Genomic DNA, 14,483 nt, shown 5'->3' with positions numbered 1-14,483 from the left:
CTGCTGATTTTTGATTTTCAGACGGCATACAAGCGGTCGTATTTTCTTGAAAATTTGTAAAACTGTTGGGGAATTGAACGCACTTTGAAGAACAATGCCGTCTGAAATCTTTCAGATAACATCTAAATCACAATAAACCAATCATCTCTTCAATAGATTGCTTAAGCTCTTCTTCTGTATATAGTGGATTCCGTCGATTTTCAGGGTGATGAATATGATTACGGATAAAGGTTTGTAGCGTTACAGACTGTGGACTTTGTGCAACTCCGTCTTTTTCTCTAATCCATTGTTTACTGCAAATAACCCCTCTTCCATTAAGCCATTGTTCAAACTCTTTTTCATAAAACATCGTACTGACTTGCTGTAATCTACCATATAGCTCATTATGCAATTCTACTGTATGTAATTTATATGCCTTGAAATTAATTTCTCCCCAAGTTGGACTCCAAGGAAACATCGGCACTAATGAGGCATCTTCAACAACATTTCTAATTCCATCTTTCCTAAAAATAAATAAACCAATATTTCTCAAATGTGGTGTAACCAAGAAATATGGTGAATGTGTAGTTAAAAATACTTGTTTGGTTTTCGATATTTCCAGTAAAGCTTCAAGTAATTTAGTTTGTCCTTTAGGATGTAAGCAAATTTCCGGCTCATCAATAAACAAATAAAATGGCTTGGTTTGACCTTGCTCTTCATCGTGTGCTAATTCTTCTGCATAAACTTGAAGTAATGCTAATGCAACAGAACGCTGCATTCCATTACCTTTTTCGGACATTGGAATATCCACTCCATCATCAATGAAGATAGATGCATTTTTAAAAAACGAATCTATCTTTAGCTCATCGAATCTAAAATGAATATCAGCTTGTCCGAATTGTTCTGTGAAAATACGCTGAACTTTCTGTTCTATAGTAGAAATTTGTTGACGCAAATTAGAACTTGGTGAATTAAATACCTGATTAAAACTATCACGGAATGTTTGATATTCAGCCGAATTGATATGCGCCTGAGCAATTTCTTTCAGTAGCAATCCACAAAGAGTTGTAGAGCCGAAAGCCGCTTCATCATTAGGATTTGTATCCGCCCAAATAAAATTAGTTTCAAAAAGAGCTTTAAAAGGAGCATCGATTCCAGTTGGGTTTGAATATCCCTGAGATTCGTTATCCCACAAATCCAATTTCTTACAAGAAGCTGTATTTCGCTTAGCTTTTAAATTCTGTTCATTATTAATTGCATTATTAAAAGCTGTTTGTTTATTCCTTTGAACAAAATAAGTTATTGCATTTTGAATATTCCCGCAAAAAGCCAGCTCAACACACGCTTCATTTGGCTGAGTATCATCTGCCAGTTTGCTTTTGAGTCTATAAGCTTCATCTTCTTTAATACCGTTTCTTAAGAAATTTATGGCTTCAAAAATAGACGATTTCCCAGAGTTATTTTCTCCAATAAAAATGTTTAAACCACTACCAGCAGTTGTTCCATCAGGAATTTTAAATTCAATCTGATGGCCATCACCGATAAACCCTTTGAAATTAGATAAACAGATGCTTTTTATAAACATAATAATTTCCTTTTGTTAGGTTAAAAAAATAGAAATTGAGTTAAAACACCAAACTCTCCCTCTTCAAAAACCCCACATCCTCCCAACTCAACCCCGCCACCTCATCATACAAACCCAACCCGATCAGGCTGTAGAACTGTTTACCAAAAGTATGCTCATTGATAACTTCTACCCGCCCCGCTTTCAGCAAATCATCTAATGCACTTTCGGGAATTTGCACGGTGTAAGGCTGGAGCTTGCGTAACAAACCGCCGATTTGGTCGGCATAGCGCAGACTGTCGATCAGGTGTTCGGCTTCTTGGTCGAACGGGATAATCAGCGGCTGCATATAGGTTTCGATCATGCGGAACTTTGCCGCGATGGTTTGGAAGGGGAAATCAAGACAGCTTCCTGCGTTGTGGTGCATGGCTAGGATTTTGCGTTGATCGAGTTCCATGCCTTTGAGTTGGTAAACTTCGCTAAAGTAGCTGGCGATGGCTTCGACCGACAGTAAATCGCCGGCATACTGCCGCACCACGGCGCGCATTACGCCGGAGAGCAGGCCGAGTTCGGCGGGGGCTTTCCATTGCGACTCGGGCTGGAAGATCCAGACAAAGCTCTCTTCAGGCAGCCTTTTGCCTTCGCGGTTGCAGCGTCCGGCGGCTTGGGCGACGGAGTCCAACCCGGCTTCGGCGCGCATCACCAATGGGAAATCAACATCGACACCGGCTTCGATTAAAGAAGTGGCAATCACGCGGCAGGGTTCACCGTTTTTCAGACGGCCTCGGATGGTTTCCAGCATTTGCGCACGGTGTTTGGCACACATCAGGGTTGTGAGGTGGAACACGCCGTCAAGCGGTTTGGCGTTGTCGTACAAGCTGCGGGCGTGGCGGCGGTTGTTGACGATGATGAGCATTTGCCGGTGTTGTCCGAACTTTTCCAGCAGGTCGGCATCGGTTTGCAGGCCGATATGTTGCACGGTGGTTCGGCGCAGTTGCTCAAAAAGTGCGGTCGGATTCGGGGCGATTTCGCGTACATTTTCAAAGCCGCGGTAAAAGCCGTGTTCGGCTTGTACGGCGGGCTGGGTGGCGGTGCACATCACTATGCTGCAACAGTAGTTTCGCGCCAGCTCTTTGATGGCCTGCATCACGGGCAGCAAGAGGTTGAGCGGCAGCATTTGCGCCTCGTCGAGAATAATCACGCTACCGGCGATATTGTGCAGTTTTCGGCAGCGCGAGGAGCGGTCGGCAAACAGCGATTCAAAAAACTGCACGGCAGTGGTTACCACCACGGGCATATCCCAGTTTTCGGGGGCTTGGCGCAGTTTGTCTTTGCAGTGTTGGTCTTTGAGCTTGCTGTCGTCGAAAGTGCTGTGGTGTTCCAACACGGCGGCTTCGCCCAAATCGCCGAAGGCTTTACGGAACTCGGCGGCGTTTTGCTCGATGATGCTGGTAAAGGGGATGACGTAAATTACGCGCCGCATACCGTGGCACTTAGCGTGTTCTAACGCAAACGCCATCGAGGTGAATGTTTTACCACCGCCAGTAGGCACGGTAAGGGTAAACAGACCGGGCGCCTCGCCAGCTTGGGCGACGGCATGGTCAAGAATATCGCAGCGCATGCGGTTAAGCGCAGCACGGCGCTGTTCGGCTTCGGTTGCCGGAGCCTGATCGTCAGGCCGTCTGAAAGATTCAATAAAGGTGTTGAAACACTGTTGCAAGGTGTTTAAATCAGGATAACCGCCGCGTTGTATAGCTTTGTTTTCAACGGCAGCATAAAAAGCTTCGGTATCGAGAAAATCGGCATCCACCAAGCAGGAATACAGCATGCGGGTGAAGAAGGCATAGGAAAACCATTTATGATGGGCATCGGCCTTTAAGGGCGGTGCGGGCAGCTTTGCAGGCAGGGCGATTTCCAGCTGCCAAACGGGATCAAGATCGGGAATGTCTTTGCCGAAAGCCAAGGCAAGGCGTTGCGCCAAGGTGCGGCGGTTATCGCCCTCGCCGTCGCCGTTGGCCAAACCGGCATGATGCCCGGCCATACAGAAAGCCATCAGTTTGCCAGCTTTGTCGCCAAACCGTTCTACCGCAATTTTAGCTCCCGCAGTAGCATGATCTACCCGCTTTCCGCCGTGCAAACGATCATTAAATTCAGGCGTATATTTTCCTACATCATGTAGCTGTCCTGTATATCGGGCTATCTCTTGCGCACCGAAAAAGGCAGCAAATGCAGCCGCCATTTCACCGACATTCATCGCATGGCTTTGCAACGTTTGCCAAGTGGCATAATTGTTAGGTATGCCGGAATGGGCGTAGTAAGTGCGCGCAGGCAGATTTGTCATCATCGTCCCCTTATGACGTAAACCATTAGATGATTGGTGTTTGCGCGCGTGTTGAAGTCTCTGAATCGGGCGGGCGTTTTTTATGAATTTATTGGTAAGTGAGTGATATGTTTACAGCAGGCCCGGCGCCGTGCATACTTGCTTTATTGAGAGGCCGTCTGAAAGATTCTTTTCAGGATTTGCGATAAGCGGATAAACCGCTTTTGTTATGCGTGTTTTTCAGACGGCCTTTTATTTCGAAAAGTCCGTATTAATCTATCATAATCAAATTAGGGTTTCACCTCTAATTATATGTATTTGGACTATTATTTTTCTGCTCCCACTACCACCACATTAAAATCTTCCGGCTTCACTCTGCGTTGCCATACCGAGCGGATATCTGCGGCGGTAAGGGCGGCGACTTCTTTGGGGTAGTTGTCGAGCCAATTTTCAGGCAGATCGTACACACCGATCACGCTGAGATAGCCCAACAATTTGGCATTGGTATCGAAGCGCAAAGGAAAACCGCCGATTAAGTTGTCTTTTGCCTGCTGCAATTCCGCTTCGGTAGGACCTTGTTCGATAAATTCGGCCACGACTTTACGGGCAGCGGCCAATGCTTCGTTTGTACTGGCTTTTTTGGTAGAAAAGCCGATTGTGAGCGGGCCGGCTTGGGTGGCAGGAGAAAGGCTGCTGGATGCACCGTAGGTGTAGCCGTGTTGGTCGCGCAATACTTTCATCAAACGGCTGTCGAATCCGCCGCCGCCGAGAATGTAATTACCGACTATCAGGGCGTAGTAATCGGGATCATCGCGGGTAATCAGCGGCAGGCTTAAGGCGATTTGTGCCTGTTCGCCGGCAAACGGGATATTTTGCTGCCGTGCCTGATGCGGGGGAACAGCCGGCACGGCGGTAGTTACGGCGGCTTTGTCGGGTAAACCGTTTAAAACTTTTGTTACCAATATTTCGGTTTGACGGCGGTTGAGGTCGCCGACAACTGCAACGACGGCATTGTTTTTGCCGTAACGGCTGCGATGGAAGTTGCGGATATCACCCAGGCCGACTTTGGCAATACCGGCTTCATTGGTTTTGGCACTCGCACCGTAGGGATGGTCGGGATAATTCAGCAGGGTAACGGCTCTGCCGGCAATAAATCCTGCATCGGTTTCGTTTTGTTTTAGGGCGGTAATGCTTTGCCGCTGGCGCCGCTTGAACACTTCGGGAGCGAAGCGGGGCTGGGTAAGTGCCTGATTCACCAATTGCACGGCAGGTTGCAGGTTTTGACGGTTACTCAGGCTGCGCAAGCGTATATATGCGCTTTCACCGCCTGTGCCGCTGGCTACCTCGGCGGCCAATTCATTGATGCGGGCGTTGAAGGCCTCCTCATCCAGTTTGCGCGTGCCGTCGGCCAGCAGGGCGGCGGTAAATTCGGCCACTTCGCTGCCGTCTTTACCACTAACCGCCGAACCTGCGCCTTTAAAGTCGATTTGGATATCGACAATCGGATTTTCATGGCGGCTAACCAGTAAAACTTGCGTGCCTTCGGGAGTGTGCCAGCGTTGTATGTCGACGGCTTGCGCGGTCGGCAAAAATAAAGCGGATAAGGTGAATCCGAGGATTCGGCGGAAAGTAGCGGGGATGTGGTTTCTCATAATCGGTCAGCCCGTAGTGTGAGTGAGGTAGAAAAGAAAGCCTATCGGCGGCCTAATCGGGGTATTTGACGGCAATATGCCGTCTGAAATTTTTCAGACGGCATCAAAGTTTATTCAGATACTTGGGGATTCACAACAACAACGCTGCGCCGTTCCGGAACCAATAACTTGGCTGCCGCTTGGATATCGGCACTACCCACCGCTTGCAAACGGCGGCGTAATTCGGCTTCGTCGCGATGGTTGAAACCGCGCGTCTCCAGCTTACCGATAACCGATGCTTGGCTGCTCATCGAATCTTTGGCATAAATTTCGGATGCCGCCGCTAAATTACGAACCCTCTTCAGCTCATCCGCTTTAATACCATTAGCGGCAATATCGGCGATTTCGGCCTCAATCAGGGCTTGCAGGGCGCGGGTATCGGTGCCCTCGGCCGGCATGGCGATAATATTGAATAAAGGCATTTCGCGGCTGAGCATATCGTAGTTGGCGCCGATATCCAATGCTGCCTGTTTGCCGCGTACTAAATTCTTATCCAAACGGCTGGCGCTGTTACCGGAAAGAATATTGGAAAGCATATCAAGGGCATAGGGCATTTTGTCGCCAAGCTTTTCCAAACCCGGCACGCGGTAGCTGAGCGCCAATAAAGGTTGGCGGGTGAGGGCTGTGGTTTCGGCTTCTACGGGCGCACGTTTGGCGGTTTCCTGCAGATTATTGCGCCCGGGCAGCTCTCGGGCCGGAATGCGGCCGAACAGCTTCTCGGCTGTTTGCAAAACCGATGCGGCATCCACGTCGCCCACCACCACAAGTACGGCATTATTGGGGGCATACCATTGGCGGTACCATCGGCGCAAATCTTCGCCCTTAAGCCGGAAAAGGTCGTCCATATAACCGATAACGGGGGCGCGGTTGGCTGGTGTTTGGAAACTGCTTTGGTATATCTGCTCCCACATTTTGCCGCCGGGGGTATCTTCCGTTCGCTGGCGGCGTTCTTCGCGGATAACGCTCATTTCATTGTCGAACTCGCTGTCGCTGAAATTGAGGTTGGCCATGCGGTCGGCCTCCATCTCCAACACTTCGGGCAAACGCTTGGCGGCAACGGTTTGGAAGTAAACGGTTTCATTACGGTTGGTATAGGCATTGAGGCTGCCGCCCATAGCGGAGATACGGCGGGAAAATTCACCCGAAGGAACAGCCGGCGTGCCTTTAAACATCATGTGTTCCAAGGCATGGCTAAGGCCGGTTTTACCGGGCTGCTCGTCTACGCTGCCGACCTTATACCAAAGCTGGGTAACGGCAACGGGAGCGCGGCGGTCTTCTTTCACGATTACCTTCATACCGTTGGCAAGGGTTTGCGAAAGCGTTTGCGCCCATGAGGGCAGTGCGGCCGATAGTAATAAAATCAAAGCGGCGGTTCGGTGCATAAGTTTTCCAAATTCAAAAGCGTATCGAAGAAAATATTATCCCAACAGGCACGGGCGGGATTGACCATTCAAGATAATAAACGTCTTTAGTACCATATACCACGAAATAACCATGCCGTCTGAAAAAAAACGGCAGACATTACTGTCTGCCGTTTTTTGATGCCTGATATTTAATCGGCGAATTGTTTCTTCATCTGTTCGCGGCGCTCTTGCGCTTCTACCGACAAAGTTGCGGTAGGACGTGCCAACAGGCGTTTCAAACCGATAGGTTCGCCCGTATCTTGGCAGAAGCCGTAATCGCCTTCATCGATCTTGCGGATAGAAGATTGTACTTTGGCCAGCAGCTTGCGCTCACGGTCACGGGTACGGAGCTCCAACGCGTATTCCTCTTCCTGGGTGGCGCGGTCGGCCGGATCGGGAGCAGATTCATGCTCTTGCAAATGGCCGGTAGTGGCATTGGCATTTTCAATCAGTTCGTCTTGCAGCTTGACCAGCAAATCCCTGAAAAAAGCCAAATGATCGGCATTCATGTAATCTTCTTCGGGACCATCCCAATTGAGGATGTCTTGTTCTGTCAGCTTTGCCATGGCGTTTCTTTCTCAACTATAAAGTTTTCAATAACTTCCGTTTAATAATTAAACGAAGCGGCTTATTATTGTTTTTTCAATACTTTTAACTACCAAAAAGCATCATAACATGATTTTCGCCGCAATCTACAATAGTATGCCGGCGTCGGCCGATTTTGTGGTATGAAATAGACAAACTGCCTGCCGGCAGTTTTTTATATAATTACTGGTGCAATAACCACAAATTCAGACGGGTAGTTAAGCCGGGCAACACTTCGACCAGCCAAAACCACAACACCAATGCCAACAAGCTGCCCGAAAAATCCCAACGGCCGATTCTTAAAAAGACAAACGGGCGCAGCAAAGGTTCGAATATCCGGTGTAAAACGGGCAGCAACGGCGAAAACGGCTGTTTGAAACCAAGCAGCATACGCAATAGCAAACCCAACAACAAAACGTATACGGCAGCCTTCACCAAATGCAGCACGGCAAAAAAGAGGTTGGCGGCCAACAAGCGCATACCGAAGCCCTGCGGCTGAACCGAAAAAGTAATCACGGTAAAAGCCAGATAATAAAGCAGCAGGGCAGCCAAAATACACGCGCCGTCCCATTTGCCCAGTGGCGGAGCTGCTCCGCGCAATGGCCGAACCAGCCAATCGGTGGTTTTGCAACAAAATTGCGCCAGCGGGTGAGCAAAAGGCAGTTTGGCCCATTGCAACAAGCAACGTGCCAAACAAATGATGGCGGCAACATCTGCCAATACCAGTAATTTATTTATCCACATGGTTTCAGACGGCCTTTATTTATACTAAAGATTATTTTGCTCAAATTGGGCGGCGATCTCCCGAGAGCGCGCAACACAAGCCGCTACACCCGTCTGTATCGCCTCCGCTACGCCGCGTTTGCCGAATGTTTCGAGCGCGGCAAAAGTCGTGCCGCCTTTGGAAGTAACGTTTTGCCGCAATACCGAAAATTCTTCTCCGCTTACTTCAGCCAAGGCCACGGCTCCTTTGAACGTAGCCAAACTGAGCATACGCGCCTGTTCGTTATCAAAACCCTGCTCCAGCGCGGCCTGCTGCAAAGCTTCCAGCAAATAAAAAACATAAGCGGGACCGCTGCCGCTGATGCCGGTAATGCTGTGCATCTGTTCTTCGCTATCGAGCCAAAGCACTTCGCCGGTGGCCGCCATAATCGTTTCGGCGGTACGCTTGTCGGTATGGCTTACGCCGTCTGCCGCACACATACCCGATACGCCCAAGCCGATACTGCCCGGAGTGTTTGGCATGATGCGGATCAGACGTTTGGCACCTTCAAGATAGCTGCTCAACGTATTCAGACTCAAGCCTGCCGCTACCGAAAGTACCAATGCGCCGTTGGTTTGCACCCCCGCACAAGCCGCCTGCATATCCTGCGGTTTGACCGCCAATACCAAAACATCTTCAGCTTGCAACGGCGGCAAAGCAACGGATACGCCAACTCCGTAACGCTCTTGCAAGCGCAAGCGTTTTTCCTCACCCCTGTTGGCAACATGAATAGGGGTATCACTGTGTTTCACCAATCCCGAAATAATGGCCTCGGCCATATTACCGCCGCCCAAAAAGTAAATCGTCATAATGTTTGCTCCCGCTTGATGATTTGAGATGGCAAAAGGCCGTCTGAAACTATTTAGCTCTTTCAGACGGCATAGTTGCGCTTGCCGAATATCGCACTGCCGATACGCACATGCGTTGCGCCGCATTCAACCGCCAACGCCATGTCTGCCGACATCCCCATCGACAATACGTCTGCCGCAATACCCGCCGCCTGCAAATCTGCCAGCAGTTGCCGCATAGTTTCAAACTGGCGGCGCAAGGCATCTTCTCCGGCATCGGCTTCTGCCACGCACATCAAACCGCGCACCTGCAACTTGGGCAATTTAGCCACTTCGCAAGCCAAGGCGACGGCCTCGGCAGGAGGTACGCCGTGCTTGTTGGCTTCGGCGGCAATGTTCACTTCGATACACACTTGCAACGGCGGCATGGTATCGGGGCGTTGACTGCTTAAGCGTTGGGCGGTTTTCAGGCGGTCGATGGTATGAACCCAGTGCGCCGTTTCGGCCACAAGACGGGTTTTGTTCGACTGAATCTGCCCGATAATATGCCAAACGATTTCTCTGCAATCAGCCAGCTCTTTTGCTTTGGCCGACCACTCCTGAATATAGTTTTCACCGAAATCACGCTGTCCCTCGGCGTATAATGCACGGATATCGGCGGCGGGAAACGTTTTGCCCACCGCCACCAAATGCACGCTCTGAGGCGTTCTTCCGGCTACCTGGACGGCATCCGCAATTTTTGCGCATACCTCGTGATAATTCTGTTGTAAATTATTCATGCTTTACCCGACGATGCAGGCCGTCTGAAAAATAATTAACATAAATAACGGTATCAACATGGTTTCAGACGGCATGCTGGTTTAAAATACACGCCATTCAGATAAAAATTGTAACGCAAAATACAAAGGCACATTATGCAAATTACAGACTTACTCGCTTTCGGCGTAAAAAACAAAGCTTCCGACTTACACCTCAGCGCGGGGCTGCCGCCGATGATCCGCGTACACGGCGACATACGCCGCATCAACCTGCCGGAAATGACCAGCGACGAAGTCGGCCAAATGATTACCTCGGTGATGAACGACCATCAACGCAAACTTTACCAACAAGATTTTGAAACCGACTTTTCATTCGAACTACCCAACGTATCCCGTTTCCGTGTTAACGCATTCATGACCAAACGCGGCCCGGCCGCCGTATTCCGTACCGTACCGAGCGCCGTACCTACATTAGAAGAGCTAAAAGCCCCGCGTATTTTCCAAAATATCGCCGAACAACCCCGCGGCTTGGTATTGGTAACAGGCCCCACCGGTTCGGGTAAATCCACCACGCTGGCGGCCATGATCAACTATATCAACGATACCCAGCCCAGCCACATCCTCACCATCGAAGACCCGATCGAGTTTGTACACCAAAGCAAAAAAGCCCTGATCAACCAACGCGAACTTCACGAACACACCCATAGCTTCGCCAACGCCCTGCGTTCCGCCCTGCGTGAAGACCCCGACGTTATCCTGATCGGTGAGATGCGTGATCCCGAAACCATCAGCTTGGCCTTGACCGCCGCCGAAACCGGCCACTTGGTATTCGGTACCCTGCACACCACCGGCGCAGCCAAAACAGTCGACCGTATCGTCGACGTTTTCCCTGCCGGCGAAAAAGACATGGTTCGCTCGATGCTTTCCGAGAGCTTGCGCGCCGTTATCTCGCAAACCCTGCTTAAAACACGCAACGGCGACAGCCGCGTAGCCGCCCACGAGATTCTGATCTCCACCCCGGCCGTGCGCAACCTGATTCGCGAAAACAAAATCGCCCAAATCGGTTCGGTATTGCAAACCGGCCAGGCTCACGGCATGCAAACACTCGACCAAGCATTGCAGGCTCTGGTGCGCCAAGGCATCATCAGCCCCGAAACCGCCCGCAGCAAAGCGCAAAACTCAGAGATGCTCTAACAATTCAATAAGGACAAAAAAATGAGCAATGCACAACAATTAAACGACTTACTAAGCGAAATGGTGGCTGCCTATTCGGAAAAACAGCGTCCGCCGCATATCCCCACCCCGGCAGAAATCGGCGTACAACTCCACCCCCTGTTGGCGCGTATGTGCCAAGAAGCAGAAGCACAAGGCGCATCCGATATTTTCATCAGCTCAGGTTTCCCGCCCTCTTTAAAAGTAGACGGCATACTGACTCCCATGCCGCACAAAGCGCTTACCTCCGAAGAAACCGCCCTGATTGCCGAATCCACCATGAACGACGACCAGCTCGAAGCGTTCAACCGCGAATCAGACCTCAACTATTCCGTACAATCCCGCAGCAACACCCGCTACCGTGTGAACGCCTACCGCGAACAAGGGCGCGTCGGCCTGGTATTGCGCCGCATCAACCAAGAAATTCCCGAAATGAGCGTATTGGGGCTGCCCGAAGTGTTGCAAACCCTCGCTCTCAAACCACGGGGCCTTCTGATTTTGGCCGGCCCCACCGGCTCGGGTAAATCCACCACCATGGCTTCGATGCTAAACTACCGTAACCACAAACTGCCCGGCCATATCGTTACCATTGAAGATCCCATCGAATACCTCTACAAACCGCGCCGCTGCATCATCACCCAACGCGAAATCGGTATTGATACCCCCGATTGGAAAACCGCCGTACAAAACGCCATGCGCCAAGCGCCCGACGTAGTCTGTATCGGTGAGGTACGCAGCGAAAGCAGTATGGAATACGCCCTGCAACTGGCACAAACCGGCCACCTGTGCATCTGCACCCTGCATGCCAGCACCGCCTACCAAGCCATCGAGCGCGTAATCAACTTCTATCAGGAAGACCGCCGCCAACAAGTATTGATGGATTTGGCGCTCAACCTGGTCGGCATCATCGGCCAACGCTTGGCTGTGAAAAAAGGCCGTACGGGCCGTACCGCCGTAATCGACCTGCTGATCAACAGCCCCTCCGTACAAGATTTGATTTTCAAAGGCGAGCTGTTGGAAATCAAAGATGTGATGACCAACTCGATAGACGAAGGCATGCAAACCTTCGACCAACACTTGTTCAATCTCTATACTTCAGGCCAAATCGAATACGACGAAGCATTGCGCCAAGCCGATTCCGCCAACGACTTGCGCCTGCGTATCCAATTACACGAAGAGGGCGGCCAGCCCGAGCGGCTGTTTGACCGTATCAGCGACTTGAACCTGATGTAAGCAAGGTTGCGCCGCAATATGTGCGGTATCCGTTATGATTAAATGCCGTCTGAAAAATTTTTCAGACGGCATTTGAAATAAACGGCTCAAACAAACGAAAAAACGCAAATTCCGCACCGGTTTTATAGTTAGTCGTTCTACAACCAACCTTTTGAATCCCTACAATACGGTAAACCCATATCGCCAACCCCAAATACACATCCCAACCACAGCAGATCAGCGATAAATAAAACTTCCGCATAATCAATATACTGCACACAATGCGTGATAAAATCCGCATAAGGGCAGTATGCCCGGCCTCCGAACACAGACATTAGCGAATTTACCCGCTCCAAACCTTTGGTTATATGCTTTGCGAAAGAGGCTTCAGCTACCTTCGGGTAGCTGTGTGTTGAAACACGGGGCGCGGGCGATAGCAGCCATCCGCCCGGTCAGCTACCTTTCGGGTAGCTGTGTGTTGAAACTTTTTCACCCATACCGATGGAATCAGATGTGATTCAGCTACCTTCGGGTAGCTGTGTGTTGAAACCTGCGGAACTGAAAAACCGTTCAAAACTGCTTCATCAGCTACCTTCGGGTAGCTGTGTGTTGAAACACCAATCATCACATGATGCCTGATATTGATAAGCCTCAGCTACCTTCGGGTAGCTGCGTGTCGAAATTTTGGCCGTCTGAAAATATTTTTCAGACGGCCTTATTTTACTGCGTAAAATTAATGCGGGTTGCTGCTATCCTTATCCGCAATAGTGCTTTGCTGCTCTTTTTCCGCATGACTTTCCCGGTTTAGAGAGTCGGCATATTCCTGCGCAGCGGCTTCATCAAACGGACGCATCACGCCGGTATCGTTACGCGGGTCCAAATCCGCCACTACCGGTCCGGCGGCGGCAGGCATGTTCACATACATACTGCGTTGGTCTTCCGGCACTGCTTTTTGACGCCATGCGAATACTGCCAACAGCCCCGCACAAATCACAAAATAGCCGTAAAAGCCGTAGCGTTCGGCTTGGTCCATCACCACACCCAACACCAGCGGGGCGGTAAGCGAACCCATACCGTAGCTAAACAGCAGACTGCGGCTGACTTCAACCGTATTCATGCCCTTAGGCAATTGGTCGTTGGCACGGGCAACCGACAGCGCGTAGAGGGTAAACAGCCCGATGCCGAAAAATGCCGCCACCATATATTGCACCCACATATCGTTAATACCTGCCAGCATAAGTGCCAATCCCAAAAGTGCGCCCACTGCGGCCACTGACGAACAGGTTAAAATCGCGGCGCGACGGCCGAAACGGTCGGAAAGTTTGGCTACCGGCAGTTGGACGGCGAAGCCCATCACCATCGACACCATCAGGTAAAACGAAATCTGCCGTACATCAAAGCCCTGTTTCAACAAAAATACCGAAGCCATGGTGAAAAAACCGTTCATCAGCAAACCGCCGACAAAGCTGCCCACCAATGCCAGCGGGGCGACTGCAAACAAGCGCGGCAAACTGATGCGCTGGCGGGGCGGCAGCTGCGGGGCTTTCAAGCGGGTGAGCGCAACCGGCAGCATCGCCGCCATCACCATAATCGCCGCCATCGTAAAAATATCGTTGCTCGATAATTTCAGGCTCAATAAAGCGATACCCGCGGTAAAGGCGACGTAATAAACAACATTATAAAAAGCCAGTACTTTCGCCCTTGCCCCTGCACTGCTACGCTCGGCAAACCAGCTTTCCACAATCATCAGCAGGCTGTAATAGCAAAAGCCGAGAATCACTCTCAATACGCCCCAAGCCCACAGGTTGGCGGTCATCATATGCCCTAACGCCGCAATCGCAAACACCGCACCGAACACGCTGAAGGCACGGATATGCCCCACGCCCGAAATCACCCGGTGTGCGGCTACCGCGCTTAAAGCCGCACCCACGAAAAATGCCGCATTCAATGCACCGATGGCGGTATTATTCGCCCCCATTTGCGCCAATTCGACACCGGCAGAGTTCAGAAACAGGCCGAAGCCCGCAAATAAGAAAAATACCGAGAAAAAGAGAGAATAAAATTTATTCGGCCTGTCCGTCATCCGTATCGTCCCGTCATTTGTCTGCATAAAACGTGCGGCAGCCCCCCGCCCGCACTCCTATAACGAAGCCTGACAGAACATACCGCCGCTGTAAAGGGCAGCAATCTTCTTAAACAGGCGGAAAT

Annotated in this window: 12 protein-coding genes; 3 read left to right on the top strand and 9 right to left on the bottom strand. The window is 50.5% G+C overall.

Features of this window, described 5'->3' with window-relative positions; all coding sequences use genetic code 11:
- Positions 1-127: 127 nt before the first annotated feature.
- From ACEPPX_RS09455 to ACEPPX_RS09420, 8 genes are all read right to left on the bottom strand, one after another.
- Positions 128-1,564, bottom strand: coding sequence for an ATP-dependent nuclease (locus ACEPPX_RS09455; protein ID WP_416623813.1), 1,437 nt, complete (start codon positions 1,562-1,564; stop codon positions 128-130).
- A 40-nt stretch (positions 1,565-1,604) separates the two neighbouring features.
- Positions 1,605-3,884, bottom strand: a complete 2,280-nt coding sequence (gene cas3 / locus ACEPPX_RS09450; RefSeq protein ID WP_416623812.1) for a CRISPR-associated helicase Cas3' — start codon at positions 3,882-3,884, stop codon at positions 1,605-1,607.
- A gap of 305 nt (positions 3,885-4,189) precedes the next feature.
- Positions 4,190-5,515, bottom strand: coding sequence for a M16 family metallopeptidase (locus ACEPPX_RS09445; RefSeq protein WP_416623811.1), 1,326 nt, complete (start codon positions 5,513-5,515; stop codon positions 4,190-4,192).
- A 110-nt stretch (positions 5,516-5,625) separates the two neighbouring features.
- Positions 5,626-6,936, bottom strand: a complete 1,311-nt coding sequence (locus tag ACEPPX_RS09440) for a M16 family metallopeptidase (RefSeq protein WP_416623810.1) — start codon at positions 6,934-6,936, stop codon at positions 5,626-5,628.
- A gap of 170 nt (positions 6,937-7,106) precedes the next feature.
- Positions 7,107-7,523, bottom strand: coding sequence for an RNA polymerase-binding protein DksA (dksA, locus tag ACEPPX_RS09435; protein WP_047761585.1), 417 nt, complete (start codon positions 7,521-7,523; stop codon positions 7,107-7,109).
- Between the two features lie 202 nt (positions 7,524-7,725).
- Complete coding sequence (locus ACEPPX_RS09430; RefSeq protein ID WP_416623809.1) at positions 7,726-8,286, bottom strand: YggT family protein; 561 nt, start codon at positions 8,284-8,286, stop codon at positions 7,726-7,728.
- A 24-nt stretch (positions 8,287-8,310) separates the two neighbouring features.
- The gene (gene proC / locus ACEPPX_RS09425; RefSeq protein WP_416623808.1) at positions 8,311-9,114 is read right to left on the bottom strand and encodes a pyrroline-5-carboxylate reductase; all 804 of its coding nucleotides are present in this window, start codon (positions 9,112-9,114) and stop codon (positions 8,311-8,313) included.
- Between the two features lie 62 nt (positions 9,115-9,176).
- Positions 9,177-9,872 carry a YggS family pyridoxal phosphate-dependent enzyme gene (locus ACEPPX_RS09420; RefSeq protein ID WP_416623807.1) on the bottom strand — a complete coding sequence of 232 codons (696 nt, stop codon included), beginning with the start codon at positions 9,870-9,872 and terminating at the stop codon, positions 9,177-9,179.
- 135 nt (positions 9,873-10,007) lie between these two features.
- Between ACEPPX_RS09420 and ACEPPX_RS09415 the strand changes: the two genes are divergently transcribed.
- From ACEPPX_RS09415 to ACEPPX_RS09405, 3 genes are all read left to right on the top strand, one after another.
- Positions 10,008-11,045: a type IV pilus twitching motility protein PilT gene (locus ACEPPX_RS09415; protein ID WP_047761581.1), complete on the top strand. Its 1,038-nt coding sequence runs from the start codon at positions 10,008-10,010 to the stop codon at positions 11,043-11,045.
- A gap of 21 nt (positions 11,046-11,066) precedes the next feature.
- On the top strand, positions 11,067-12,296 hold the full coding sequence (locus tag ACEPPX_RS09410; RefSeq protein WP_416623806.1) for a PilT/PilU family type 4a pilus ATPase: 1,230 nt from the start codon (positions 11,067-11,069) through the stop codon (positions 12,294-12,296).
- Between the two features lie 492 nt (positions 12,297-12,788).
- Entirely contained in the window at positions 12,789-12,914 is a 126-nt protein-coding gene (locus tag ACEPPX_RS09405) for a hypothetical protein (RefSeq protein WP_416623805.1), read from the top strand.
- Positions 12,915-13,008: 94 nt separating this feature from the next.
- Here ACEPPX_RS09405 and ACEPPX_RS09400 read toward each other — a convergent pair whose 3' ends face one another.
- The gene (locus ACEPPX_RS09400; protein WP_416623804.1) at positions 13,009-14,385 is read right to left on the bottom strand and encodes an MFS transporter; all 1,377 of its coding nucleotides are present in this window, start codon (positions 14,383-14,385) and stop codon (positions 13,009-13,011) included.
- Between the last annotated feature and the right edge of the window lie 98 nt (positions 14,386-14,483).

The organism is Neisseria sp. S1 (assembly GCF_048060015.1).
GTDB lineage: Bacteria > Pseudomonadota > Gammaproteobacteria > Burkholderiales > Neisseriaceae > Neisseria > Neisseria arctica.
Note: the sequence above shows the minus strand (reverse complement) of the source record. Positions and strands in the feature narration are given on the sequence as shown.